Below are 23,867 nucleotides of genomic sequence, written 5' to 3' on the forward strand. Positions count from 1 at the left end.
AGAATTTAAACTGAATTATCATAATTAATTGATAAATAGATACATTTCTAAAATCCTTTTTCCGCTTCTAAAAATAGCACTTTTTGCTAAAGCCCTCTAAGTCCCGTCTTGTAACAGCATTCAATCTATTCCTTTGTGATTTGTACAAAAATCACTCACTTACGCAATAATTCCGAAAAAACAGGTGTTGATTGTCATAAGCGATATTCGAATAATAACCTCATCAAAACAACGACGAGGAAATATATGAACGAAAGAAAAAGATTTATCCGTTTACCTGAAGTATTAAATAGAACTGGCCTTTGTAAGGCTTGGATTTATCGCCTGATTAGTCGTAATGAATTTCCGGCCCAAGTAAAACTTGGTGAAAGAGCAATAGCATTCTTAGAGAGTGATATTGATAAGTGGATTGATGAAAAGATTTCTTTATCACGTAATAAAGTAGCATAAAAAGCAAAATCACAATGGTTTCGATACAGCCAGTTAGTCTATTAACCAAAAAATATAAAGTAGGAGGTCATATGTAAACACAATCGAACTTAGCATCAGCATAAAACAAAAAATATAATCTGCTCTCAAATAATGCATGAAAGTGTAGGGGGCTATACATTCAAAAATAAGGAGTAACCATATGAATACTGAAGAACTGAATAACATTAAGGACTCATCGACTAAAGCTTTTACTGCTATGGCAAAGAATCTTTATATCACAGGAATACGCATATATAAAGAACAAGAAGAGCATGAGTTATTAGCATCCATTATGTTGGATAGCAACAGAACGGAATCATATATTTCGCATGTTAAAGAATATCTGGCAAAACGCTTCGATGAACATATGGAAGAAGCTGGTAAAAGAGAAAGACTTATCTATGTTGATATGGATAAAGTTATGTTTGAAATGAGATATGTGCATACTAAAGCATTACTTTTTAGTATGAGTTAATAATAGCATACTCGGCCCTGAAAGGGGCTAATAAAAACACAATGAATTAAATAAGCATTTAACTATGAGGGTATAAATATGTCTAAAGAAAGTATTGCTAGTAATAAATCAACTGAACTGTTCTATGATCTTGCCTGCAGGTCGTTTACCGCAAGCTGGAATATGTTCATGGAAGTCAATGGTGATGGGGATGCCAATGATTATCTGGATGATCAAGAGTTTATGAGCCCATTTATTATTTATGTTATTGACCATATTCAGAACAACTTTGAAAGATTCACTGTCCAAGAAGGAAATAGTGGTGATATTAATCAAGTTGACTTTGAACTAGTCGCTGCCATGTTAGTTGAGTATTCAGAATGTTTTAGAAAATAAGAACCAATCTTGCCCCACAACGGGCCAAACCAAAACATAAAAAGGGAAATATAAATGGCAAATACAATATCTGTCGCAGTAAATATGTTTTGTGAAGAAACTCCAAAAGTAATGAATGCTATTCAAGAGCGTTATGAAATATTTGTTGCCATTACGGGATATTCAGTAGAAGAAATCATGGATGACAGCAACTTGCTTGAAGAGTTAAATCGATTTATTAATAACGAACTAGTTAATGATTTAGGGTTGGAATATGGTTCCGTTATCATAAATATCGGTTATAACAACTGATTATTTTTACTAACTATTAACATGAAAAAAGGATTAAAGATGAAAGAGATTATATTTAATAAAAGAGAAAAAGAAAAAAACGAACTTATTGCTAACATCTTACAAGGATACTGTGATGAGATCTATGCTATTTATGAAAAACATCCTGAAACAGCAATCGATATCTTGAATGGTGGGTTTCTCTCTGGCGTCATATATGATATTTTGATAACTCGTGAGATGAAGAAATACTCTATCAAAAATGATATATCTGATATCGATAGAAGAGATTTAAAAGCCACAATATTATATTGGCATCAAGAACACATTATTGAACTTGTTATGAGAAATCTAAAGCAAGATAAAAATCAAGATCCTATTTATTGGAAGTTAAAGTTCACAGTGATTTGATATTAAAGTATGATGAACATTCCCTCGTGCAGAGGGAAATAATCCTGTAAAGAATCGGAGATAACCAATATGATTGATGAATTCCATGTTATGTATATGTACAAAAAAATCCAAGTTGAAGCGGCTACTACCGACATCAAAACACTGGAACAGTTTTTGAAGAAGTTCCGCCAAGTTGTCGCGGAGCGCCGGGAAGAATACTATCGGGAGATTGGTGAGAAAAAAGCACGTAAGTTGAGAATGAAAAAAGCACAAAGATTACTTGAGAAAATGACATGTGATCGTGTTTCACCAGAGGATCTCAAGGAATGACTATTTGAGTTTATTAGAACATAAACATAGAAGCGATAATCATTATCATTTACAATGATTTTTATCGATAGTTAGGTGAATCTGGAGGAAACTGTATGAGCTTTGAAGCTAAAAAGGAACACTCCATTGCCATTATGGAAAGCAAGAAGATGTGGCGTTGTAATTATGCCCCTCCCTTGCTACGCCTCGCATGGAAAGCTGGATTCAAGATACCACCGCTACCTTTTGCCTCATTCTGGCAAATAACCTTGCTGATGGGGGTATGGTTTGGTCCGGCATGGGGGATCTGTATGTGGTTTTTTACTTGGAAGGACGAAGGGATGCAACCGGGCGCAGCATTTGTCTTAAGCATAGTCGCAGGTATTTGCTTTGGTGTTCTTATGGCTGCGTATCATTGGTGGCGAAAGGTAGTTAACAATCTCCCAGACTGGGACAGTCTGGAGTAAAGATCTCTGTAGAGGCTATATAGTATTTAAATGGACTAGGTGTGACATGGGAAAAATAAAATATTGGCTAATAGCAGGATTTATTATACTTCTTTCGATTGTTTACATTACGACCATTCAAAGGGACTCTCAGTTTTCTAAGTTGAAATCAGCAGGCGAAAAAGGAGATGTAGAAGCTCAATATGCCTTGGGTCTTATGTATTTATATAGAGAAATACTGGATATTGACTATCAGTAATCAAAATCATGGTACGAAAAAGCGGCTGCGCAAAATGATGTCGACGCGCAATTTCTGCTTGGGGAGATGTATGATGATGGTCTCGGCATCAGAACGTAGTTTATCATATTGTTTGTGTATTCTTCTTTCGGGAATTGATTTTTTAGTTCATTGGCTATATCTAAATATTAGATTAACTCACTGTTATCTGTTTTTATTTTTCTCATATAAAACCTCATTGTAAAATGATTGTTATATTATATATTGCGAGTTGAAAATTAAGTGTAAAATTACAGTGAAGCGCTCAATATAATACCCTTGATAAAATATCTATTATTCTACTTCATTAAATAGACATTCGGGTATCTTAGGGCGTTGTAGAGACAAGACTTCATCATCCGTAGATAGCTGGCTATTGCTGTCTACGTCATTATTTTCATCCGTATCTGTTCTAAAAGTATAAACGTTCTCAAATCTTTCCTTTTCATCAACAACAAATCCCTGTGCCTTTTTGACATTAGGTCGCTGTTTTGCGTTAATAGAATGAGCTTGTCCTTTAAGGAATATGTTGGAGTTCATAAAGAGATCTCCTTCTTTATCAATAATGATCCCTTTCTTTTTGAGTTTTTTAAAGACAAGGGACATATTTGACTTTTTAATATCTAACTCTCGGCATAGCTTTGCCTGTGAGATATGAAAGCAGTTTCCAAACTCCATGATATTTAAGATCCTTGCGATAACTTTTAACTCATTCTTTGAGATATCAAGTTCTGCGAGCTGCTGGAAGTTTTTCGTGAACATATGAACATAATCAACATCTTTCTTGATGGATTTGATGTTTTCTTTTCTTGAATAGATATTGGTAATATCTTTATGTGTGCTGTGGTAATGTTCGAATATCTGCACTTTCTGTTCAGTAGTAAAATGATGGTCATCAATATACTGTGTTAGCTGAAAGGGTGATAAACTGCTAAGGGATTTAAAATCTATCTGTGTCATCGTATATTTCCTTTTATTGTTTTTTATTAATACATAACAGATTAAACACTATCGTCAATAACAAAGTCAAAAATAAGTGGAAAAAGTTATAAAATAGTGGAGAGCTATCCATTGAGTATGATGGATAAAAAGCTTATTACTTTCTGGCTGGAATAAGTTTACTTAGAGTGGAATGTCCGCCAGTTATTGAATAATAGTTTTAGTGCGGAACTATAGTTATAGTTTTTGCTAACTATGGTTATAGTAAACTATAATCCGAGTTATAGATATCGATAACCATAGTTATAGGAACCTATAACCTTTATTCTGTAATATATTGTTTTATATGAGAAATAACAGCTGTAATATAGTAATAAGTTTAATATAGTAAAAGGGAATGTGTGCCTGTTGAATGGCACCTGCTGTTTTATGAATGGCGTTGGAGGTTTTCAGCAATGAAGGATGAATTGTATTGAAATATTTCTTAATTGATCTGTCCAGAAACGTTTTGCGATGAAGTTTATTTGTGCCTTATGAAAATGGCACCAATGGTGTAATCTGTTTATTTTTCTTATTCTGTTATTACAGCGGAGTGATTGTTTTCTACAATCACGAATCGCTGCTTTTATTGTGAGAGATTAATTAATTTGCCTTTGACTTTGTGTGCGTCTTCGACGCGATCTTTTTTGGATAAATCCATCACTAACAGGGATAAACCCTGCTCCAGCAATGTGATTGTCTTGAACAATCACTAAGTGCTGCTTTTATGAATATAGTTTTCCTATACGATCAAGAGAGAATGTTATATTTTATCACAGTAATGCTATGTTCAAACATAGGATCATTTTTTTATAACTGAATGATAAAACGATCTAAAACCGATCTTTTACGTCTTTACTAGAAATATTGAACTACTTTATCAAGAAAAAATATATTAATGTCAGAGTCAGGGCGTAGCCGTGCGTCAGCACATGAGCTTCAGCTCATAGATGGTGGATATTATCAAAAAAGGATTTTAATCAAACAGAGAGGAACGCTTTACAATAAAAATATAAATTTCATTCATAAGTACCTAATCATTTTTAATGTTGAAACCCTGTATGGCGATCATAAAAATCGCCCGGTTTCTTTTAATCCTCTTAAGTATTACCTCTTACTTCTTGCAAAATTAAATTAAGAAAAAATCGGCCTGTAGCCCTTGCGGTATAAGACTTATGACGAAAATACGTGACTGACTGTACGGTCAGTGTTCCTGACTCTGTGGTCAGTATTCCTGACTGTACAGTGAGCTTTCCTGACTCTGTAGTCAGTTTCTATGTCATTTTATAAACTAAAAATGACTGTGTTTTAAATTCTAGTCACTGGAATACTTGCGATTTCTAAAATATTTTCGCAAAAAAATATGCAAAAAACTTGATATCTATTTTGTGCATGGTATTTAATTAAAGATAAAATGATAAGAGGTAATAACGTGATGAATGAAATAGAAGTTGATTTAGATTTAGGCTTAAACCCTTTTTGCTTTGAGACAGAGATAAAGATTGAAACAAGAAAGAAAAATCTAACTGTTTCAAGAGGCACAGAACTTATCGAAAAGAAAGATACAGGTAAAAGCTACTTCGCCAATATCGTGCATACGCAAGAGGTCGATAAAGAAGAGTTCATTAAACTCTATACCTCTCAGATAAAAGCATACTTTGATCTCACGAAAACTGCATACAAAGTGTTTTTCATATTTTTACGAATATATCAGGATGCGATAGGCAAAGATCATTTCTACCTGAGCTGTAAAAAGGCAATGTCTCTTGCGGAAAAGATAGATCACTTTGTCTTGTCTGAATCTATCTTTTACAGAGGGATCAAAGAACTCATCGAAAAACGTATTATTGCTAAAACCAATGAGAAAAACTGGTATTTCATAAACCCTGCTATTGTCTTCAATGGTGATCGTGCTCGCTTTGTTTCAGAGATTATAAAAAAGAAAGAAGCAATGGAAGAACAACCCGAAAGCACAGTTGTCAATGGCGGCGGCAATAGCACACTTAAAGATAAAAACAGGTCCATTGAAGCAGTTATACAAGAAGTTAATAACCAAGATGACATAGATTTGTTAATCGCAAGATTGCAGTCTAAAAAGTCTCAAGGGTTAGTGAAGAGTCAAAGTATAAATGAAATCCCTTCTGTAGAGAACACAAGTCTTGTGCCACCAGAAGAACCGTTAGATTGGGATAATATTTAGTGATCCATTAACGCGACTTCTCTGAACTTTTTATACACATATATTCATATTTTAAACGTTGGGATGTGGAAGATGAAATCCTTATTAAATTAAAAGAAGCCAGATGAACTGGCCTCTTCAGAGTATTGTAATAAATTTTTTGGAGTAATCATTTATTTACTTTTAAACAGTAATCAAAAATAAAGTCATTGTCAAATTAAATTATCGTTCTCTTGATTAATTCTATTTTATTTAATATATATTAATAAGGCATTGTATTTTTATTTAATCAGAAGAAGAAAATATGGTAAATAAAATGTAATAAATTAAAGGAGTATCAAATGAATAAACTTAATAAAAATAAATGGCGAACAAATGTCTGTGTCCGCATTTTCAAAATAATCCTTCCCGCAACAATATTAATTTCAGCAACCACAGCTAACGCAGCAGTCTGTAGCCCGGATGTCAGCTCATCATTAAAACAAGCGCAATATAACGCAATGAAGCAGGATGCGGCTCAGTTAGAGCCGGTAGCGAAGAATTTCATGGATAACATCAATCAGTCACTTGAGACGATTGGTTGTACGGACGCTTGGCCTGTGGGAAACCTCGGCATCAGCCTGCCATCTGTGGATTCAATAATTAAAAAAACGAAGGAAGCAGCAATAAGTAAAGCCTGTTCGATTGCGAGAGAAAAAGTCACTCAACTGACCGGAAGTATATCCGAGAGCATTTCTATTGATATGCCCGTGATTGGGAATATCGCAAATGGAAGTGTTTCTACAGGAACTGGCTCTTCATCAGGATCGGGAGCAACCGTCAATGGAACCGATGTCTGGAGCAGCATCAGTAATTCAATGAAGTAAGAGGCAAAGGAATGTAATGATGATAAATATAAAGAAAAAAGAAGTGTCGATACTATTAGCAATATTAGCTAGTCTGTTATTAACTCAGTCAGCTTATGCCGCCGACTTATTTACCGTTCCGGAGACAGACAAATCAAAGCTGTGGTTTCTGGATATCTTATTCCCGGACAATTTAGCGGAAAGTCCCTTAGCCAGCACAATGACAATCCTTAACAGCGCCGTTTTGCTGGTTGGTGGTATTTTAGCTGCCTACACGCTGATTGCCGGAACCATGTCAACGGCACATGACGGAGAAATGCTGGGTAAGAAATGGTCTTCCATGTGGTTGCCCGTAAGAACTGCATTAGGCACGGCAATGATACTTCCGGCAGCAGGTGGTTTCTGTGCCGCTCAGGTTATGGTGCTGTGGATGATTAATCAGGGAGTCGGTCTGGCGGATACCGTCTGGAATACTTATGCCTCCAACCCCTCAGATGGAGCAGTTATCACAACATCAGCGTCTTATCAGGAACTTGACCGTATAGCGAAAACTGCGTTTATCAATAACGTCTGTATGTTGAAGGCAAGTGAGTTATGGAAGAAATCAGCGGCAGCCGATCCCTTCCCGCACGTCACGCCTGCGTTTGAAATGACGCCAGAGAAAGGTGCCTATTTATACACATACAGTTATGGAGCCAGCAATGCCGGTAATGATATGAATAAAAATTTACTGGTATCCAAGGCTGCATGTGGAAGCATCACGCTTACAGACCCCAAGGCCAAAGCTTCTTATGACGAACAGGCTAAAGCTCAGGCAACCATCGCTGCTGGGGGCATGTATATGGCTTATATGCCACAGGATATAAAGACAAATATTTCAGATGTTATTGAGGCACACAATACTGCATTCATCGGTCTTGATAATAGTATGAAAACGCTGGCTGAACAGTATGTGGCCGATAATAATATTGATATTCAGACCGGAATAAACAGCGCAACGGCCTCATATGTATCCATTATTGATACTGCAGTACGAACAGTTTTCTCCACTGGCGACCAGTGGGATGATTTCAAAGAGAATGTCCAGAAAGATGGATGGTTTATGGCTGGCGCATGGAGTATGAAACTGATCCGTGTGCAGGATGCGATTAATGGAGCAGCTCATAATCTTCCTGTAGGTGGGCAAGCGACAATGGAATACGGAGATATATTTGATAACAGTCTGAACGCGATTATGGCAAAAGTAGCTCAGGATATGGCGAAATCAACGACAGCTTCAAGATATGCGAATGGTATTGATGCGCAAAGCCGAACAGAAGCCAATACCAGTGGTAAAAGTGGCGCAGGTCCTAAAACGGATGATGCCGGGAAAATTGTTTCCTCTCTTCAGAGTGAAGCCAATAAGAGCATTTCTGGTGCAATGGCGGGTTTTCTCAGCTCCAGCGTTATCAATGGCAGAAAACAAGGGAAAATTGTTTCGTTTTCAACCGACACAACTGCTGCCAATTTACAGGCGATAAACCCATTATTAGCCGTTAAAGGGCTTGGGGATACGATCAGTGCCGCTGGCTGGACGTTATTAGGAAGTTCTGCGGTTGTTGGCGCAGGTCTTGGTGCATGGACTTCATGGACTGCAAGCTGGGTATCGGGTGCATTTGGCGCTATGGGGATTGTCATGCCACTGGTTATCCCTTTATGGATAGCTGGTGATACCTTAGCCGTCGTTATTCCTATGTTGCCTTACGTCATGTGGTTTGGTGTTTGCGTCGGCTGGATGATCCTGTGCCTTGAAGCAATGGTCGCAGCGCCATTATGGGTAATAACACATTTACATCCAGACGGTGATGGCGTAGTGGGTCGTGGTGGCGCTGGTTATGGTCTGGTTTTATCGTTAACCATGCGACCAGCGCTAATGATAACAGGATTAATAGCAGCCTATACGATGCTCCCTATCCTTGGTGGGATCGTCAATGAAACATTCTCCGGCGCGTTTGGCATGATGTCAGCCAATGCCGGGATAGGTATCATCGAGTCACTGGCTCTCATTGCTGTTTATATTGCGATGATGTTCACGGTAGTGAAGAAATCACTTTCACTGATTCACATCATCCCTGATGAAATTATGAAGTGGCTTGGTGTTCATGGTGGTCAGAGCATGTCGGGTTACGCACAGTCGGCATCAAAAGGTGTTGAAGGTGCTATGTTTACCAAAACCGTGTTGGATCAGGTTTCTCACACCTCAAATGCGATGGGTAATCAGCTCAGGAATGCGCAAATCAACAAAGACCGTGAACAGCAACGTGAGCTTCAACAACAGCAACAGGCTAAACAGGGGAAAGCACAGGCAGCTAATAAAGCCAATGATACGGGATCTGCATTCAGAACTCATATGAGTAATGCTGGCCCACTGGATCAGCAGGATGAATATCAGTCTCTTGAAAGTGCTAACTCGGCTTATAATGCGGCTGAGGCAGCAGATGCTGTTGGTGATACAGCAGGCGCTGCAGGTTATATGAATGTAGCCCAAAAGGCTGCTAACAGAGCGGTATCGTTTGGTGAACATAACAGACCGTTGCTGCCTATAAACCTTCAAGCCCAAGCTTCACCAATTGAAAGCTTTACGGCTCCAGATAAAGGGAATGGTGGTGGATCTTCCGGTGGTAGTTCATCACCCACTGAAAGTAATGACAGATAATGTGATATAAAAAGAGGGCTTTCGCCCTCTTTTTAATTGTTCGTTATCTGGAATGGAACTCACTTTATATGTTTGCTTACCAGCATAATTTAAATGACTATAGTGAAAAATAGAACCTCACCACAGCCTTTATTGAATATGGGCATTTCTCATGCAAGGTTTTATTCTCCTATAAAATGTTTTTTTCATAGGCAAAAATATATAAAAATATCGCTGCATTTATGATATTCACTCCGTTTGTTTTATATGTCCTCTGTTATATTACTTTTCAAGGTAGATGTTAAATAAATGTTTCTGTTAAAATTGACAGATCACATTTAATTAGTTAAATAATAAATTAGGTAATAAGTTAGCGGGAGTATTGTAATGAGGAACAATAAATTTAAATTAAAGAGAATAACAGTGGTTTCGGCTTTGTGTTTTTCTGTGTTATATACAAATACAGCTTTTGCTGTCTGGCCCGTCACAGAAGAGGTTTTGACACCGTATCTTATGGGGGCTTCACCTCAATCTATGGGCAATGGAATAATTGAAACATTAGTTTCAATGAACGACAAGCTGGCACAAGCAACAATAACAGCAAATGAGAATCAGAAGAATGCTGTTGTCAGTAATGCCAGTCAGGCAATCCAAGAACAGCGCATGAAAAATATCTTAAACAGAATACCTGATGCCAATGCCTGTGAAGAAGTCACGAGCGCAGGTGGTCGTGGTGCAGCAGGATCGAATACAAGCTCAGCGAAAGAGGCTTTATCTGAAAACAGCGTTAAGATGTTTACACAAGCAAATACCGGAATAAATGAGGCCAAGAAAAACATCATGGGCAGAGTATCAATAAGTGTTTGCTCCGAAGATGATGTGAAATATAACAGAGGTGGGTGCAATACTATAGGTCAGTATCCTGATAAAGATAAGTCGGCATCAAGCCTAACTACACCACCATTATCTAAATCCGATGCATTGTCTAATAAGGTTTCGAATCAGTCCTATTCTGTTGAGCAGATTGAAGTTGCTGAAGCGGCAAAAAGAAATCTGATAGGGAACTTACCAGTTGAACCATTAAAGAACAAGGGATTAGAAGATACAACTGAAGGACGAGAATATTTATCGGCCTTTTCGAGCTTTGTCTCCAGAAGCACTGCTGGAACAAACGCCATTGATTCCGTACTGGCAATGAAAAAAGCAAGTAATGTATCAGTGAACTCAAGAGGAGCCAAAATAGGATCCACATTAGGTTCTACGCAGGGAGCAAACCTTGCTTGGTCAGATGCTTCCGTAAAAAACAAGTATGCAACTCTATTTCCCGGCACAACATTCCCGGATAATCCTTCAGAGTGGGAAATGTTAAGATATGAGATCTATTCACGCTATGCAGATACAACAGGTGCTGACGCTTGGCAGGTAAAAATCAGTAGTGCTGATGAAAAAGAAACTGCGCATGAGCAGGCAAGAATGCAGGCACTTGATTTAAGATTACAAATGCTTCAAATCGAAAGAACAGAAGACACAAATATTTTGCTTGCGGCTCTGTTAGGACAACAACTACAACCAGTTGATAAGCAAATGCTGAATAATTTAAAAACAAATGCGACAAGAGCGACTCAGGCAACAAAATAATTGAAGTCATTAAAAAAACCGCCAGCGCTGGGCCAGCGGATTTGGTAGACTTGGTATGAAGATTATTTGATCTCGAAATCTTCCAGCGCCTTACCGGCTTCGAGCGCAGCAGCGATAGCACGAGGAGTTCGGCCCTGACCTGTCCATGTCTTTTCAGAACCATCGGTATCGATGTATTTATACTTAGCTGGACGTGGGGCGCGTTTCGCTCCGGTCTTGGAAGAAGATGAGTTAACAGTTGAAAGCAACTCTGCCGGGTCTATGCCATCTTCCAGTAACTTCTGACGGAATGCTTCCAGCTTGGCCTGTTTCTCTTCCTGCTGCTTTAGAAATGAGGCCTCTTCTTCACGACGTTCTTCTACAACGATAGTGAGTTTTTCTAACATCTCTTCCAAGGTTTCGAGTGTCAGTTCACGAGCCTGAGCACGGAGAGTACGAATATTGTTGATGATCTTTAAAGCATCAGACATGCGATTTCCCTAATTTTTGTGGTAAAGAATACAAGCAATAACATCATAGTTTTAATCGTTCCTGTGCACAAAATCAATACATTATATGGTATAGACGTTAGTTCCATCCTGAGTTCAAATTTTTTATTTGGGTTTGTGATTATCTTTAGCCGAGCGTGTTTCTTCAGATGATATATTATCAATGCGATTTTTAAATTTTCTTGAAAATCTGTTTTTCTCAATGCATTTTTTCTCAGCCTCTTCCTGATTATTAATGTAGTATTCGATTGTATTGCCATTATCCAAGTCATAAATGACAGAAATCAAGATATTAATATTTTCATCTCTACTGTCATGTGTAATGTCAAACTTAGATATTAGCTTTGATACAACAACATAATTTGGATGCAAAATAGTTGTCATGGTGAGTATTCCATAAAATGGATGATTAATATTTAGACGTGTCTATAGGAGACACAACGAATAGTATCTTATAGGAAAAAATTATAAATCATGAAGAAGCCAAAGCTCTTTTTATGGTTTCTTTTTTAGCTCGCGTTGCGGATAAGGAAACGCCAAAACACTTTCACCTATATTGTTTTTAGATACGGCATTCCACCATTTTTCGCGATATTCTGGATGATTACAGTAGTCTCGCTGCCGTTGAATTTCATCAAGAATATGGTCTTTTTGGTCAGGCCATTCTTCTTGCAATCTGTTTATCGTTCTGTAGAAAATATTCGACTGCATCATTATTTTGAAGAAGTTAAGCCTAAACCCTTCCAGACGTTGCTCGTAATCAGCGACAACCTTCTTATGGCTATTGATTGTGTTATTCAACTGCATCTGTATTCTACTAACCCTGTCATTAGCCATAGACGCTTCAAACTGCGACTGTTGAGAATCCAGCCTTGCCTCATTTGCCTGTTGGTAAGAGTCTACAATTTCTCTATTACGTTGCGCCGCATTATAATCATAATTCCAAAACGGATTTTTTCCAGACATAAATATACCTCGATATCAATTATTCTATGTGTATATAATTAAACATTAATTCACTTAAAAGCAAATAATTCTATTAATTAATATCATTAGTCAGATGTTTATTTTCCTTTTGTTTAATACTTTGTTTATGAGTCAAAGAAAATATGGTTATTAAATACTTCCACTCATTGCTCGCAAATATAATGTGCGTGAGATGGAACCCTGAACGTCCAGACTGGATTTAATACATCATCAGTCATAATACAGATCTCGGCATCATCGGATCTGCAATCAGGCAGCGAGTAGTTGATTTCCCTGATGTTGCTATATGGATATATAAATGTGCTGATCATATTTTTACGCAATGTCGAAGACATTACGTTTTTCTTTATATTATGGTTAAAGAGAAGAACCGAGCGTTGCATTAAATTAATGGTGAAGCCCGCCTGTTCGTATTCGTAAGACAAAACAGCATCGCTGAACGAGTCAACAAAAGCGATTTTTTGATCTTTTTCGAAGATTTCCATAGAGCTTCGCTCGTTGTTGTTTTCCATGCTCATCCCTCGCTGTTTTACTGCTTTATCTCAGCCCAGCATAGTCGCCAGTGCCAGCATACTCAAGCAAAATGATCTGTAAAATCGATCGATAAATTTATATTGATAGATATTAACGATTAAAAGGGATTTATCGATCGGTTTTTTAATTGATTTAATCGATCGATATATTGATTATGATAGTTTGTGACTATCATTTGTTTTGTATCGATCGATTTAAACGATGTGACGAACACTAAAAATAATTCAATTCTATCAATTGATTAGACGATAGCTCCTGATCTATAGGTCAGTGCGCCGGGATTGGGGTATACGAATCTGACTAAATCCTTGAGGAATAAATGAAAGGACATAACTTCTTACCACTGGCGGTCTCTCTGGTGTTTCTTTCTGGCTGCCAGCAGCTCAACGAAAGCGTGAATAGCGTTAATGGGGCAATTAACTCTTCACTGTCATCATTGAACAGCACCGTTGATAAAGCGCTGGGGGTTTCAGCTTCCGGTCAAGATAGTGGTCCAGCGACGTCCATTACTGGCCTTGGTGCTGTCTGCAAAGACTATGAAGAAAATGCGATGGCAGCAGAAAAAAAATGGACAGGCAAAAGGATCGCTATCACCAATGCCACTGTTCTTGAAGTAACAAAGGGCAGAAGTGCCAGCGACATGATGACGGGAATGCCCAAATCGGCCCCTAACTATTATCTGCTCTTCAAAACAGCAGATACCAGCTACTGCGGTGGAATGGTATGGCTGGATTACTACTCTGGTATTGATGATGCAGTTCTTACCTATAAGAAAGGCCAGAAAGTCAGCGTCACCGGAACGGTAAACAATTTCGAAGTCCGTGGATTCGCTACCGTCAACAATGCCGATATGCCAGTTCGTCTGGTTGTTCTGAGAAACGGCACGATCAATCATAAAAAGGGATAAGAACCATGCGTAAATTTTTAGCCATCGCGGGTCTTGCCGTGTTGTTATCAGGCTGCGGTGAAAAAGGGGATTTTGAGAAAGCGATCAACGCCAAGATTGGTCAATCGAAAACCTGTTTCTCACTACGAAACAACGATGTCACATTCCCAATCCAGCTCTCTAAACCGCGCTTCGATGAAACAGGCACTGGAACAGGGTCTGTGATCCTCGACGGCCTCGTAGAACAGGGCTTAATGGCTTTTGTAAAAGGCTGGGATAACAATACGCTTGGGATAACAGATGAAGGTAAACAAGCCAAAATCTGGGATGCCAAAGAAGGTGTTTGTATTGGTCGCCAAGTTGTTGATGAAGTCAAAGAATGGACTGAACCGGGCAACGGTAATCAGAAAGTTGTTCGCGTATCTTATACATGGAAGCTGGCAGATGTCCCTTCATGGGTGGACAAAAGCGCGTTCTCTGGAGTGAAAGGGATGAATGAATCTGCTGATGGTGCCATGAATCTTGTTAAAACCAGCAATGGTTGGAAAGCGAACTAGGGGACTATTATGGAAAACAATACCATCAGGTGTCCATTTTGCTTAAAGGAAAGCCAGAGAGGTGTTCATGTCTGCACCGGTTGCATGGCGACTGTTTTATATGGAGCCTACCCCGGCTGGTATGCTTTCGTGGTTATATTATTAACCTTCGGCCTGTCTATACTGATCGGAATGTCTACAGGCATGGCGGGAGCTACTATCAGCCTACCAATCATTGCGGCTGTAGGGTTTGTCGCAGGTAAGGCAATTTTCTCTGATAATGTTGTTTTCAGGAGAAGGATGTAAATATCGTTTTTAATAAATACGCCACATTTTAATCAAAGATGTGGCTTTCATAAAAATCGATTTAATTTACATAATTCAATAAATCTTATAGTAAATAAATTGTAAATGAGCAACTTATCTATTCCCTACAAATTAAAGGAAAAGATATAAATGTTATTAAAAATGATTGGGTTTTTATTGTTTAAAATTGATGTTTTTTATGTATATATCTTTTTCATTTCCATATTTTAGATGAAAAGTGGAGTAAGCATATATATTTGGCTTATCTTCTCTTATCTGCATATCTATATGTACAGTAGCAGAAGCTATCTACCAACCTATAAACGCCATTGCGATAATTAAAGTGAATAAGTCACTTGATTTAGGAAGGTTGTTTAAAAAACATAAGAACAATAGGTAGAAGTAAAATACTAATTTTAGAAATATTGTGTAAAACTTCTTACTCTTTACTGGTCATCCCTCAGTCGTGGAAAAAACACACTGTTCTATATAGGTTTTATTTGTGATATAATGAACAAGTTCTTATTTAAGAAACCTATAAATATTAAGCGACGGAAATATATCATGAAAATAGTCAGCAATACCGTTTGGGATGGACTTAAACTGCCTGATTATAGGGCTCGTTTTTTTATAGAAGTTTGGAAGGAGATTTTGTACGTCAACACTCCTTCATTTTATCAATCTAAAATGATTAATACGATGTCAGGTGCCGAGGAGTTAGTCGAAGCCATTGATGATTACATACAAGATGATAAGAGTAAAAAAAGCTTATTATCAATGATAGAAGATTACAAAGGTAATTTAAAAAAAGACTCTATAGCAAAAGACACTTTTAAAAACTTGCATGCAACGCTGTTAAAAAAAATTGAGACTGTTCCTGACCCAATATCTAGTAATTATATTTTAGAATTAAAAACAATTGTTAAATTAGTATTATCCAAAGAAAGTGACTATTATCACGAACTTAAAAAGCAGCTAAAATCATCTATTTTGTCTAACGCTGATTTGAATAAAAAAGCCCGTTTAATGGACTCCATTTATCAATTAACTAAAAGCTTTATTGGCTATCTCCTGTGGAAGGGGTATTCACCAACTTATTTATATAATAGAATGGAGTATCTTACGAGAATTAAAAATTATGGCAGTAGAGACTTTCCCGCTCAATTTAATAGTTGCCTTGATAAATTAACTATTAGGATTCATGATTATACAGTTTATTTTCTTATTACCCCCTTGTCTAAATATCTGATTGAATTGAATAATATCCTTGATGTTAGCTTTATCAATCGAGAAGGTATTATTAATGAAAAAAACTACAATAAAATTTCACAAGGGGTTGAATCTTCGGTATTAGCCAAAATTGTTGTTAATACAACAGACTACGTTTCCGCGGCGTGGCAGGCAAATGAAAAACTGGATAAAGTCATAGATTATTTAGAAATAGAGAAGCCAGAATATAATATTAGATATTCTCCTGTATGTCTTACAGAGTTTTCAAATGGTGGATTCACACACCGTCAGACTATAAACATAGGCAGATTGAAACAATTCATTACAAGTAAAAATTACAGCATTCTTGAAAATATACCTAATGAGTCCAAGGTACTCTTACGAGAGTCTATAAAACTAGACAGATATGATGTACTGACAAGATCTTTAAGGTATTTAAGAGTTGCAAAAGAATCAACTTCACTTGAGCAAAAATTGCTGGGCGTATGGATAGCTCTTGAATGTATTTTCGAGAGCACATCAGGTAATATCATTTCTGGAATAACTAACCATATCCCTACGTTCTATAGCACTCAAAGTCTAGAAATTAGAATTAGATATTCTAAAGATTTATTAGAAGCCCGATTGAAGCCTATTTCAGATAGCCTTTTAGAGATTACAGCCAATCAGAAATCTAAATTTCGAGACCTTTCTTTAAAAGAATACTTTGACATAGTGAAAATCGAAAAAAACAGGCATAAAATTTTCGATGAGTTAGTTTCCAAGGGGGATGAGTTTGCCGTTTTTCGACTAATAAAAATATTTGAATCATTCGGAACGTCAAAGAAAATAAATGATAGATTTAATGATACTAAAAAGGATGTTGAGTCTCAGCTTTATAGAATTTACAAGGTAAGAAATAAAATAACCCATAGAGCATACTACGGAAATATTAGGCCCCAATTAGTGGATCATCTTTATAGCTATTTACTAAGTGCATATAGCACACTAATTTATAGTTTAAGATATAATACAATAAATAAATTTGAACCACAAGATATGTTTAATGCATATATTATCTCGTGCGAGAGTTTAATATTCAATGTTGAAGAAGAAAAAAAACTTGAAAATATAACTATGGATGAAATAATTTTATCATAGTGAATGTTTTCTAGGTGTCGTATTCAGAAAAAATCATAAGGCCATAGTAATTATGGTCTTATATTCATCGATAGCCGGTGAATATCCAATTTTATAGGCCTATCACTATTACGTTTCTCTAAATAATGTAAAGCTGAAAGAAGAAATGATTGTTTTCATCAACAAATACATTTTTAATGAGGATTCCCCACCAAATAATTAGTATTGCAGGCGCTGTCCTCATACATACCTACAATCTTATCAATATCTTGGTGGTTTCAATTTAGATACTGATTTCCTATCTTCCGGGCTTGTTGGTGTGCATTCAAAATCATTTACAGGAGGTATAGGGTTGAGATGACGATCCGGAAAACGCTGATTCTCATTAGGTGGTTGTTCGTCATTTTGACAATTGAAACTAGACATTTTCTCAAATTTAGTTCGAGTAATATGACGGCCTAATACCTCGTCAAAGACGTAGTTTTCAGCAATACGTTTATCATGTTCCTCACTGATAAAATCAACTTTAGATTTATCTTTTTTAGACAATCTTAATTTACCCCTCATAAAATCGAATAAAATGGTAGTGATACGTTTAAAAACATTATCTTGATGTGTAGTAGTCTGTTGCCTCTTAATATGTTCAGGGGCGCTTCTGGATGCCCTGTTTGGGTTTTGAGAGGAGGATGTTTTCAGAATAGTATTTGTTCCAGAATCAGAAATACTTGCCGATGGTTTCTTACCAGCAATGACCTTACTGACTTTGGATTTATCACGGTAAGATTTGACACTACGCACACGATTATGAGGAACTGGTGCTACCAATACAGGCCTTTGTGTTTCATGAGTAGAAGAGCCGGAGTGCTTTTCTGGTAATACGATCTCTTCTGGTTCAGCAAGAACAGCCACAGTAAAGCTTCTGACATCAACAATGATTTCAAGATCAAGTTCACTGAATGTTTTGTAGACTTCAACCGCTTCCTGCTTAGCTGCATCACGAACAGCCTGTTCTGCGGCTCTTTGCTCCTGAGCAGACTTACTACGCCATTTAGCGCTGTGGATACGTTTCATTGCAGGACGATTTATTTCAGCGGCCTTAGCAAGCCATAACGCTTTTTCTTCATTATCTAAAGCTGCTGCTGCTTTTTCTAACGCTTCCTCGTGCTGGGCCTGAAGAGAACGATGATCAATACGTTCTGATGAACCAGCAGCAGCAAGATAGCTGTTAGCTATAGATGCCCATGATTCACGCCACAACACAGACATTTTTCTGTCGTTCCAGCTTCTTTCTTTTTTACCAAAACCTTCAGGGCCTATGGTTTTTAATGTCAACATAACGTGAGCATGAGGATTATCACTATCAAGATCGTGGAAAGCGATATCGGCAATCATGCCTTTATCAACGAAGTTTTTCTGGCAATACTCAAGAACAAGTTTTTTCTTGTCGTCATTATTTAACTCGGCAGGAATGGCGACATCGAAATAACGAGCTGTTTGTCCGTTGCTCTGACGCTCAACCCTTTCAACTTCATTCCACAATGCTGTAGAATCTTTTACGATATGTTCTGGAGCATTAACTGGCGCTAATATGAAATGCCCGTATAAATCGGTACGGCGGCTATAATCATAGGTATCACCCGTTCTTTCATCTGTGATTTTGCAACGAGCATGGTAAGCAGCTTTCGCAACGGAAGACCTACCTTCAGAACGTTTCACAATTTTAAAATCAAGATGAAAAATAGCCATACAATAAAAACAACCTCAATATGAATTTAAATATCAAACCAAAATATAAATCTCCAATGCGACTATGCTGGTTTTAGTTTTTCGTAAGAAAAACTTTGGTGTTGACGTTGACCTTGTTTCCGAAGGAAACGGTGTTAGCCTGCGGCAGCAACCGTCGGTAGACCCCACACACTGCGTAGTAGTGTATAGGTGGGCATTGCTTTATTTTTATATCTCCTAAAGGAGCTAAAAATAACGACAATGTAAAAAGTTTTCTTACTCTTAAATAATAACGCTAGTTTTACAGGCTGTGAAATTAAATGAGGGTGAAATCGGATGAACGGCTGAGGTATTCCAAAAATATCAAGAGTTTTGGTTTTAGAGAGCGCCCGTAAGGGCAAACTTAGTTAAATTAGTATCCCGCCGCGAGGCGGGAAAGCAGAATTTAAGATAAAAAGTGAAAATTATAAATTCTTTTATGTGTTGCACAATTCACAGGTTAAGACCAGAAATCAGAGTCAAAAAACAAGAGGTAAAATTGTTTTCATTGATTCAATAAAATAAGTAACGCGGAGAGTATCAGGTAATTAATGTTAGTGACTGCATTCGTATGTGTTGCATGTTTTTATTTTGAGCTTACTGATATCAATTTTTTAAAACCAAAACATCATTTTTCGGGATGAATCCTATCATTAACAGGAATGAACCCTGTTCCAGCAATGTGATTGTTTTGAACAATCATCTCGCGCTGCGTTATTTAATCTGGAATAAAAAGTATTCAACCTTCTGCCTATGGTTTGACCTTTTCCTTTTTTAATTGTATTCCATGTTTTTGACAACTAAAAGGAAAAGTAATTATGAATACGGATGATAAAGGTAGAAAGCCGAGATCAGAAAAAACCATTAAGCAAAAAATAGCATCAGCTCAAATGCGTCTGAATCGCCTTAAGAGTAAAGAAAAATCTCTATCCAAGAGCGCAGAGACACGCTTAAAGATCATTTTGGGTGCAGAAGTGGCTAAAGCTGTTGGCTGCAAAGTAGAAGAAGTGGATAAAGAGTTAATATTAGGATTGATATTACAATCCTCGAATATTAGCATTGAAGATAAAGCAAGGGTAAAATTAAGAGGAAAAAGATTTCTTGAGGATATGGTTGGGAGGCAGAAATGAAGTGTCTATAGCCGTGAGAAACCTCTATATAATTATATGCGTTATCTTGACATTTATAACCTAATGATTTATTAAAATGGTAGGTATTTTATCCTATGTTGATGTTCCGAGCGCCCCAGCAAGCTGTGAGCCGAGCGATCCAGAGTGAATAGGATAGAAATAAAAATGCTATTATCTATCTCTGGCTCTTTTATAGGAAACAGCGACGGGGAAAGGAGTGTCAGCTAATAGCAGCCTATAAAAATTCTCTGTGGTTGTTATATACCTTGTCCTCATATTCAGAAATATAACATAAGATATAAAAGAGATAAGGCATCAGGAGTTTTTTTTGAACCTCCAGACTTTTTATGGAGTATTAAATTTATTTGTGATTGGTGGCTATGGATAATATTTTCCAAATACAGGAATATATTTGACAATCGATATTTAATATTGTATTTATTAAGTATTCCTTGAGAATATTCACTTAAACGAAGTGTCTGATTGCCCCATATATGGGGAGTAGTTTACAGCCCAATGGGCTGATTGAGTTGCCCCAAGTATGGGGATATGTATTCTACCCAACGGGTAGTTTCCTTCAAGGGAAAAAAAGAGCCGAAAGGCTCTTTTCTCGTTAGATTATTTATATTTTATGATTTATCAGGTAACCGTGTTTTTATATAAAATTGGCGACAATTACACTTCTGGAGTGTAGGCAGTTATTATAGTTTTCCACTTGTAGCATCATGGTTTTATGATCGGGGATGAATTGAACTACTCGATCAGATCTAAAAACATGTGGAGAAAGTGGATTTTTTGCATAGGGATTATGAAATATCATCAAGCCGTCCAGAATGTTTTCATTATATTCTGAAGGCTTACATATTATCCCCTTTGGTTTACCTTCTGGTGGAACTGCCCAAACTGAGCTGATTTGACCATTTGGATTATTTTTATTCGCTAATGCAACAACCTTACCCCAAGTTGCGTTGCAATTAAAAATGATGGCGCTAATATTTTCGTACTGATTATCACAAAAAAAACCGAGCGGCACTTCTGTACCATTATCTTTAGTAATATAATCTAAATGTTGATTTGGAGGCCCTTCAGGATATAGCTCTGGATTATCTAAATAAGCATCTTCGTTTACGTAATCACTATATAGCACAGCTCTGATTGCACGATCATACTGCAAGTTAAAATATGGCTGTTCAAATGGTGCTACGGCCAAAACAAATGCTTTACCTTTGACATGATCCAACTTTGAATAACTGCTATTATATTTTCTGTCTTTTTGCGTTATAGCACTACTGAGCCTTATAATAGCTTCTCTATTCAACTCTCCAAATCGGTTTAACTTTACCATCTCTTCTGGTGTATAATTTTTTTCCCACTCAGGTGTTTTATCCCTTGCCGCATTTGCCGTTGTAGCTTCAATGACAAAGTCTGAATCAGAGATACAGAAATCCGGTGTAGAGAAATTAAAGTTAACATCTAAGCCATAATTTTTCAACACTGCATAAAGATAGACTTCCCAAAATGTTGAGTTGAATGATGTTTGAAATTCTTTTATTATTTTGTTATCTCTGTCCACAAATCCGTTTGCCCATTGATTAAAAAGAGCTTGGGCCAGTTGATCATTCTTTAATAGCACCCTTCTGAAATTTTCATGAAACAAATCCTTACTGATTACTGGCAAGAAAAAGTCCATTACTTAACCTCTCATTGACTTTAAATAAATTAATAAATCTAAACTTTCAAAGTAATAATCTAGAAAACAAAAAATAAGCCACTTCTAAGAATAGAAGTGGCTTGAAAATAGTATTAGTTAGCCATCGAATTTTTTTTATCATCTATTTCTTTGATGAAACGCCAACAACCTGATAAAAATGGTTCTAAGTCATCCCAGTATCTATTTACAAGAGTTTTGTCAGTATTAAAATCAACAGAATGAACAAGAGATTGTATATTATTAATGGATAGCAGGGTTTCTTCATCAGTCCTGCCATACCTTTCAACTAAAAGTTTGACACTATCGGTAATAAAATTATTTTTATTTAGATATTGTGCGATAAAAGCTGTATTTTTCGCAAGTGATTTATTCCAGTTAGCATTCATGCATTTCATTGTTTCCTTCGAAGTTGTCTCCAAAAAAACTCTCAGCATGACAATGCAGCTTATAGGTTCATCTAATGAACTCAAATTGCACAATTCTACAAAAATATGATATTCCTTATTGCGATACTTCGGAACATCGACTGTGTTTCGCCCCCAATCAACAAAGATATCTCTGTTTCGCGGTAGATCAGTGACAGGCCGAGCTTTGGGCCTAACGGGTTTAATTGGCTTTATTGGTCTTACTGCAGCAGGTCCGGTGTTAGCACCAGCATTAGTTACTTTATCGCCTCCTTCGCCACCGGGAATGCCTTTATTATCACCTTTCACTGGGTTTTGAGGTGTATCTTTTTTCTTGTTATAATATCGTTGTTTTATGATCGATCTATAATTATCAGCAATAGGCTGTAAGCGATCTCTCACAGCAAGAAAAAGAGAACTATCAGTACGTAATCCAGTTTTAGCTGTATTCCAAGGTAGCAAAGCCGCGTCTTTTGATACAAATTTTACCCAACAAACATAACCGTTATATTCTGAGTGCCACTTCGTTTTCCAGCCATGCGACTTCTCTGTACTCGCAGATACTATAACTCTGTCATTGCAGGAAAAGTATATACCAAAATAATCTGTTAATTTTCTATTATTTGCAAGACTATAATTATCTTCACCGGGGAATGTATATTCATTATGAATCCCTGTTTCGATAATAACATCTACTCCATCAAATTTTATTACTTCTTGTGTTGGTGGAAATTCACATTTTGTTCTTAAGCTAGGAGCTACACTTTTAATCGGTTCTCTAACATTATTCTTAACATGATGAAGAACTATTTTAAATCCTTTCCGTACATATATAGCATACCTCAAAGAAAATTCACTTACGGCATTAGTGAACCATCTATTATTATGAAGATCATTTTTTATTTCGTTTTTTAAGTTGGAAACGTTAAATAGTGACTTCCTTCTATTCTTTGTAGGAATAACATCAGCATAGACCGGGTCTTCCTTACCACCTCCGATCCCTCGATTATTAAACCTCGACTTGAAACCTTCAATACCATCATCAACATAAAAAGAAAAATCAGTACCCATTTTTAGCAATGAGCGTTTTAAACCTATTCCATATAATCCAATGCCATACTCGTGCTGAGATGGTTTATTCGTATATAATGCTCTTTTGGTAAGAGTTTCTCTATCAATACCAGCGCAATTATCAAGAACTCGAATACTATCTTCATCTATCCTTATGCAAACATAGAATCCATCATAAGTTAGAGGTAAATTATCTTTTCCTCTATTACATTTATTTGCTATTAACCAGTCTCTCGCCGCATCGATAGAGTTATCAACCAAATCAAATATTGCTTCTAAGGTCGTCACATCTTTTGTCAGAGCTTCTTCCAAAAAAGTGGCGCTAACACCGGTGTCTATTGACAAACGTTCTATTATATTATTTTCCATGT

Annotated in this window: 24 protein-coding genes; 16 read left to right on the top strand and 8 right to left on the bottom strand. The window is 36.9% G+C overall.

What is annotated here, in order from left to right; all coding sequences use genetic code 11:
* Positions 1-246 precede the first annotated feature (246 nt).
* The 7 genes from OGV83_RS01195 to OGV83_RS01225 all read left to right on the top strand — a co-directional run bounded on the left by OGV83_RS01195 (position 247) and on the right by OGV83_RS01225 (position 2,760).
* On the top strand, positions 247-450 hold the full coding sequence (locus OGV83_RS01195; RefSeq protein WP_021535617.1) for a helix-turn-helix transcriptional regulator: 204 nt from the start codon (positions 247-249) through the stop codon (positions 448-450).
* A 181-nt stretch (positions 451-631) separates the two neighbouring features.
* On the top strand, positions 632-946 hold the full coding sequence (locus tag OGV83_RS01200; protein ID WP_021535616.1) for a hypothetical protein: 315 nt from the start codon (positions 632-634) through the stop codon (positions 944-946).
* A 78-nt stretch (positions 947-1,024) separates the two neighbouring features.
* The gene (locus tag OGV83_RS01205; RefSeq protein WP_021535615.1) at positions 1,025-1,321 is read left to right on the top strand and encodes a hypothetical protein; all 297 of its coding nucleotides are present in this window, start codon (positions 1,025-1,027) and stop codon (positions 1,319-1,321) included.
* A 54-nt stretch (positions 1,322-1,375) separates the two neighbouring features.
* Positions 1,376-1,612: a hypothetical protein gene (locus tag OGV83_RS01210; protein WP_021535614.1), complete on the top strand. Its 237-nt coding sequence runs from the start codon at positions 1,376-1,378 to the stop codon at positions 1,610-1,612.
* 39 nt (positions 1,613-1,651) lie between these two features.
* Complete coding sequence (locus tag OGV83_RS01215; protein ID WP_021535613.1) at positions 1,652-2,002, top strand: hypothetical protein; 351 nt, start codon at positions 1,652-1,654, stop codon at positions 2,000-2,002.
* A 69-nt stretch (positions 2,003-2,071) separates the two neighbouring features.
* Positions 2,072-2,314, top strand: coding sequence for an H-NS family histone-like protein (locus OGV83_RS01220; protein ID WP_021535612.1), 243 nt, complete (start codon positions 2,072-2,074; stop codon positions 2,312-2,314).
* Positions 2,315-2,409: 95 nt separating this feature from the next.
* Positions 2,410-2,760: a DUF6404 family protein gene (locus tag OGV83_RS01225; protein WP_021535611.1), complete on the top strand. Its 351-nt coding sequence runs from the start codon at positions 2,410-2,412 to the stop codon at positions 2,758-2,760.
* A 550-nt stretch (positions 2,761-3,310) separates the two neighbouring features.
* Here the strand turns inward: OGV83_RS01225 and OGV83_RS01230 are convergent.
* Positions 3,311-3,976 (bottom strand): hypothetical protein, encoded by a 666-nt coding sequence (locus tag OGV83_RS01230; RefSeq protein WP_021535609.1) that lies wholly within the window; start codon positions 3,974-3,976, stop codon positions 3,311-3,313.
* Positions 3,977-5,429: 1,453 nt separating this feature from the next.
* On the opposite strand from OGV83_RS01230, the gene OGV83_RS01235 reads away from it, so the two are divergent.
* From OGV83_RS01235 to OGV83_RS01250, 4 genes are all read left to right on the top strand, one after another.
* Positions 5,430-6,194 (top strand): hypothetical protein, encoded by a 765-nt coding sequence (locus OGV83_RS01235; RefSeq protein ID WP_021535608.1) that lies wholly within the window; start codon positions 5,430-5,432, stop codon positions 6,192-6,194.
* A gap of 320 nt (positions 6,195-6,514) precedes the next feature.
* On the top strand, positions 6,515-7,039 hold the full coding sequence (locus tag OGV83_RS01240; RefSeq protein WP_001037950.1) for a hypothetical protein: 525 nt from the start codon (positions 6,515-6,517) through the stop codon (positions 7,037-7,039).
* A 16-nt stretch (positions 7,040-7,055) separates the two neighbouring features.
* Positions 7,056-9,713 (top strand): DotA/TraY family protein, encoded by a 2,658-nt coding sequence (locus OGV83_RS01245; RefSeq protein WP_097448449.1) that lies wholly within the window; start codon positions 7,056-7,058, stop codon positions 9,711-9,713.
* A 366-nt stretch (positions 9,714-10,079) separates the two neighbouring features.
* A complete protein-coding gene (locus tag OGV83_RS01250) occupies positions 10,080-11,330 on the top strand; it encodes a conjugal transfer protein TraW family protein (protein ID WP_001245426.1) in 1,251 nt (416 codons plus the stop codon).
* 62 nt (positions 11,331-11,392) lie between these two features.
* On the opposite strand, the gene OGV83_RS01255 is transcribed toward OGV83_RS01250, so the two are convergent.
* From OGV83_RS01255 to OGV83_RS01270, 4 genes are all read right to left on the bottom strand, one after another.
* On the bottom strand, positions 11,393-11,800 hold the full coding sequence (locus OGV83_RS01255) for an H-NS family histone-like protein (protein ID WP_001278197.1): 408 nt from the start codon (positions 11,798-11,800) through the stop codon (positions 11,393-11,395).
* A 123-nt stretch (positions 11,801-11,923) separates the two neighbouring features.
* Complete coding sequence (locus tag OGV83_RS01260; RefSeq protein ID WP_000207639.1) at positions 11,924-12,202, bottom strand: hypothetical protein; 279 nt, start codon at positions 12,200-12,202, stop codon at positions 11,924-11,926.
* Between the two features lie 111 nt (positions 12,203-12,313).
* Positions 12,314-12,784, bottom strand: coding sequence for a hypothetical protein (locus tag OGV83_RS01265; RefSeq protein WP_000014601.1), 471 nt, complete (start codon positions 12,782-12,784; stop codon positions 12,314-12,316).
* A 164-nt stretch (positions 12,785-12,948) separates the two neighbouring features.
* Complete coding sequence (locus OGV83_RS01270) at positions 12,949-13,317, bottom strand: hypothetical protein (protein WP_000429936.1); 369 nt, start codon at positions 13,315-13,317, stop codon at positions 12,949-12,951.
* Between the two features lie 341 nt (positions 13,318-13,658).
* Here OGV83_RS01270 and OGV83_RS01275 point away from each other — a divergent pair, with 341 nt between their 5' ends.
* The 4 genes from OGV83_RS01275 (at position 13,659) to apeA (ending at position 17,437) form a co-directional block, all read left to right on the top strand.
* A complete protein-coding gene (locus tag OGV83_RS01275; protein ID WP_000675878.1) occupies positions 13,659-14,246 on the top strand; it encodes a hypothetical protein in 588 nt (195 codons plus the stop codon).
* A 5-nt stretch (positions 14,247-14,251) separates the two neighbouring features.
* Positions 14,252-14,782, top strand: a complete 531-nt coding sequence (locus tag OGV83_RS01280) for an SEN1982 family lipoprotein (RefSeq protein ID WP_001224688.1) — start codon at positions 14,252-14,254, stop codon at positions 14,780-14,782.
* A gap of 9 nt (positions 14,783-14,791) precedes the next feature.
* A complete protein-coding gene (locus OGV83_RS01285; protein WP_024170141.1) occupies positions 14,792-15,067 on the top strand; it encodes a hypothetical protein in 276 nt (91 codons plus the stop codon).
* 564 nt (positions 15,068-15,631) lie between these two features.
* Positions 15,632-17,437, top strand: coding sequence for a HEPN family anti-phage protein ApeA (apeA, locus tag OGV83_RS01290; RefSeq protein ID WP_021535605.1), 1,806 nt, complete (start codon positions 15,632-15,634; stop codon positions 17,435-17,437).
* Between the two features lie 240 nt (positions 17,438-17,677).
* Here apeA and mobQ read toward each other — a convergent pair whose 3' ends face one another.
* On the bottom strand, positions 17,678-19,162 hold the full coding sequence (gene mobQ / locus OGV83_RS01295; protein ID WP_116319146.1) for a MobQ family relaxase: 1,485 nt from the start codon (positions 19,160-19,162) through the stop codon (positions 17,678-17,680).
* Positions 19,163-19,998: 836 nt separating this feature from the next.
* Between mobQ and OGV83_RS01300 the strand changes: the two genes are divergently transcribed.
* Positions 19,999-20,310 carry a conjugal transfer protein TraD gene (locus tag OGV83_RS01300; RefSeq protein ID WP_001090614.1) on the top strand — a complete coding sequence of 104 codons (312 nt, stop codon included), beginning with the start codon at positions 19,999-20,001 and terminating at the stop codon, positions 20,308-20,310.
* A gap of 655 nt (positions 20,311-20,965) precedes the next feature.
* Here the strand turns inward: OGV83_RS01300 and OGV83_RS01305 are convergent.
* Together OGV83_RS01305 and OGV83_RS01310 are read right to left on the bottom strand one after the other, a co-directional pair.
* On the bottom strand, positions 20,966-22,000 hold the full coding sequence (locus OGV83_RS01305) for a hypothetical protein (protein ID WP_000345320.1): 1,035 nt from the start codon (positions 21,998-22,000) through the stop codon (positions 20,966-20,968).
* A 113-nt stretch (positions 22,001-22,113) separates the two neighbouring features.
* The gene (locus OGV83_RS01310; protein ID WP_000429745.1) at positions 22,114-23,865 is read right to left on the bottom strand and encodes an ATP-binding protein; all 1,752 of its coding nucleotides are present in this window, start codon (positions 23,863-23,865) and stop codon (positions 22,114-22,116) included.
* Positions 23,866-23,867 lie beyond the last annotated feature (2 nt).

Source organism: Citrobacter sp. CK189 (assembly GCF_030333505.1).
In the GTDB taxonomy this organism is placed as follows: domain Bacteria; phylum Pseudomonadota; class Gammaproteobacteria; order Enterobacterales; family Enterobacteriaceae; genus Citrobacter_B; species Citrobacter_B koseri.

Coding starts and splice junctions, on each gene's coding strand:
- OGV83_RS01285 (WP_024170141.1), top strand. CDS start 14,792: ATGGAAAACAATACCATCAGGTGTCCATTTTGCTTAAAGGAAAGCCAG.
- mobQ (WP_116319146.1), bottom strand. CDS start 19,162: ATGGCTATTTTTCATCTTGATTTTAAAATTGTGAAACGTTCTGAAGGT.
- OGV83_RS01215 (WP_021535613.1), top strand. CDS start 1,652: ATGAAAGAGATTATATTTAATAAAAGAGAAAAAGAAAAAAACGAACTT.
- OGV83_RS01260 (WP_000207639.1), bottom strand. CDS start 12,202: ATGACAACTATTTTGCATCCAAATTATGTTGTTGTATCAAAGCTAATA.
- OGV83_RS01250 (WP_001245426.1), top strand. CDS start 10,080: ATGAGGAACAATAAATTTAAATTAAAGAGAATAACAGTGGTTTCGGCT.
- OGV83_RS01230 (WP_021535609.1), bottom strand. CDS start 3,976: ATGACACAGATAGATTTTAAATCCCTTAGCAGTTTATCACCCTTTCAG.
- OGV83_RS01200 (WP_021535616.1), top strand. CDS start 632: ATGAATACTGAAGAACTGAATAACATTAAGGACTCATCGACTAAAGCT.
- OGV83_RS01205 (WP_021535615.1), top strand. CDS start 1,025: ATGTCTAAAGAAAGTATTGCTAGTAATAAATCAACTGAACTGTTCTAT.
- OGV83_RS01225 (WP_021535611.1), top strand. CDS start 2,410: ATGAGCTTTGAAGCTAAAAAGGAACACTCCATTGCCATTATGGAAAGC.
- OGV83_RS01235 (WP_021535608.1), top strand. CDS start 5,430: ATGAATGAAATAGAAGTTGATTTAGATTTAGGCTTAAACCCTTTTTGC.
- OGV83_RS01210 (WP_021535614.1), top strand. CDS start 1,376: ATGGCAAATACAATATCTGTCGCAGTAAATATGTTTTGTGAAGAAACT.
- OGV83_RS01265 (WP_000014601.1), bottom strand. CDS start 12,784: ATGTCTGGAAAAAATCCGTTTTGGAATTATGATTATAATGCGGCGCAA.
- OGV83_RS01310 (WP_000429745.1), bottom strand. CDS start 23,865: ATGGAAAATAATATAATAGAACGTTTGTCAATAGACACCGGTGTTAGC.
- OGV83_RS01220 (WP_021535612.1), top strand. CDS start 2,072: ATGATTGATGAATTCCATGTTATGTATATGTACAAAAAAATCCAAGTT.
- OGV83_RS01255 (WP_001278197.1), bottom strand. CDS start 11,800: ATGTCTGATGCTTTAAAGATCATCAACAATATTCGTACTCTCCGTGCT.
- OGV83_RS01300 (WP_001090614.1), top strand. CDS start 19,999: ATGAATACGGATGATAAAGGTAGAAAGCCGAGATCAGAAAAAACCATT.
- OGV83_RS01195 (WP_021535617.1), top strand. CDS start 247: ATGAACGAAAGAAAAAGATTTATCCGTTTACCTGAAGTATTAAATAGA.
- OGV83_RS01245 (WP_097448449.1), top strand. CDS start 7,056: ATGATGATAAATATAAAGAAAAAAGAAGTGTCGATACTATTAGCAATA.
- OGV83_RS01275 (WP_000675878.1), top strand. CDS start 13,659: ATGAAAGGACATAACTTCTTACCACTGGCGGTCTCTCTGGTGTTTCTT.
- OGV83_RS01240 (WP_001037950.1), top strand. CDS start 6,515: ATGAATAAACTTAATAAAAATAAATGGCGAACAAATGTCTGTGTCCGC.
- OGV83_RS01270 (WP_000429936.1), bottom strand. CDS start 13,317: ATGGAAAACAACAACGAGCGAAGCTCTATGGAAATCTTCGAAAAAGAT.
- OGV83_RS01305 (WP_000345320.1), bottom strand. CDS start 22,000: ATGGACTTTTTCTTGCCAGTAATCAGTAAGGATTTGTTTCATGAAAAT.
- apeA (WP_021535605.1), top strand. CDS start 15,632: ATGAAAATAGTCAGCAATACCGTTTGGGATGGACTTAAACTGCCTGAT.
- OGV83_RS01280 (WP_001224688.1), top strand. CDS start 14,252: ATGCGTAAATTTTTAGCCATCGCGGGTCTTGCCGTGTTGTTATCAGGC.